This is a genomic window from Xenorhabdus yunnanensis, assembly GCF_028598805.1.
Classification (GTDB): Bacteria; Pseudomonadota; Gammaproteobacteria; order Enterobacterales; family Enterobacteriaceae; genus Xenorhabdus; species Xenorhabdus yunnanensis.
Genome location: NZ_JAQRFI010000232.1, coordinates 1 through 495, shown reverse-complemented (window position 1 = coordinate 495; position 495 = coordinate 1). Strand labels below are relative to the sequence as shown.

General features: G+C 51.7%; 2 pseudogenes. Both read left to right on the top strand.

Features of this window, described 5'->3' with window-relative positions:
- Nucleotides 1-388, top strand: a pseudogene (locus PSI23_RS22015) (ATP-dependent helicase); the annotation flags it as partial.
- A gap of 5 nt (nucleotides 389-393) precedes the next feature.
- Nucleotides 394-495 (top strand): annotated as a pseudogene (locus PSI23_RS22010) (DNA primase); the annotation flags it as partial.

Below are 495 nucleotides of genomic sequence, written 5' to 3'. Positions count from 1 at the left end.
CAGCCGCACCATCAAAAAACTCGACAAGAAAGCACGGGTCTACACACAGGACGAAAAGCAAAGTTTCTACTCGCAGTTGAAGTACTACCAGAATCAACGGGCGTCACAGGGTAAGACTATCAGTGACGGCTGGGTAGCCAACACCTTTAAAGACAAGTTCGGCGTCTGGCCTCGCGGACTCTATGACACCTCGCAGGAACTGACACCCGAAGTGAACAACTTCATCAAGCATAAACAAATTGCGTGGGCAAAATCCCGCAAGAAATCGGAGCAAGTGCAACCGCCCAGCCACGAACAGCAGGCAATGCGCCTTGAGGTAGCCCGCCAGAAGGTGCGCGATATCCGTGAACAACTGGGCACCTCAGCCTATCAGGGAGACACACCGTGAACAGAATAAAAACGACCGAGGCCGTTGTTGGTCGCTGGCCTGAAATCTTTGCTTATTACAAATTGCCTCCGGTGACAGGAAAAAGGCATTTCAAGGGCAACTGTCCA